At 65.0% G+C, this 924-nt stretch carries 1 protein-coding gene; it reads right to left on the bottom strand.

Annotation, left to right across the window (positions count from 1 at the left end; genetic code table 11):
• A partial coding sequence (gene tnpC / locus AC3IFE_RS21450; RefSeq protein ID WP_489191877.1) for an IS66 family transposase occupies nt 1-924 on the bottom strand: 924 nt, incomplete at both ends.

Raw genomic sequence — 924 nt, 5'->3', positions numbered from 1 at the left:
GGGAGTACAGGTTGGCACTGGCCTGCGCGCCGGCGACCGTATCGGAGAACAGCCAGCCCTTGCGGCCGACGACGAACGGCCGGATCGCGTTCTCGCACAGGTTGTTCGAGATCGGCCAGTTGCCGTTACCGACGTATCGGACCAGCTTTGACCACTGCCCGCTCATGTACTGCAATGCCTTGCCGAGCAGACTCGACGGCACGACACCCGGCAGATGCTCGACCAGCATGCGCTCGATGATGGCGAGCACGCGGGCGCTGTACCGGGCGCGCAGTCGCTGCCGACGTTCGGGCTTCCACTTCGCGCTGCGCGCCTCGGCCGCGAACAGCTTGCCGATCAGCACGACGAAGCGCGTGGTAAGCAGATCCGGCGAGCGTGCGGCCTTCGGCACCGACTCTTCGGCCTTGATGAAGCCGCGGCGCACGTGCGCCCAGCATCCGAGATGCACGAGTTGGTGATCATGGGCGATGCCGTTATAGAGCTCGTAGCCATCCGTCATCAACGCAGTGCCGGGCTGTACACCGGCATACAGCTTCTGCGCATGTTGAGCACCGCGCCCGGGCGAGTAGGAGAACATCCGCACGGGCGGCCCCGAGCCGTTGACCTGCGCCCACAGGTAACTCTTCGCCTGCGGCCTTCGTCCTGGTTCCCTCAGCACCTGGAACGTGGTTTCGTCGCCGTAGATCAAGTTCGATTCGAGCAGCGCGTCGCGCATCAGGTTGATCACCGGCTGCGTGGCCAGACCTACCCGCACCACGCTGGCGGCCAGCGTGTTCGACGAGATGTCGCCGCCGAAGCGACGCAGCAGCGTGGCTTGGCGATACAGTGGCATACCGTACTGGTACTTGCCAGTGATGATCCACGCCAGCGCGGATTCCGTGAGCAGCCCGCGCGCAATAATGCGCGCTGGTGCCGGCGTAACCT

The sequence above is a fragment of the Burkholderia sp. APQ4-4ca genome (genome assembly GCF_057837105.1).
Note: the sequence above shows the minus strand (reverse complement) of the source record. Positions and strands in the feature narration are given on the sequence as shown.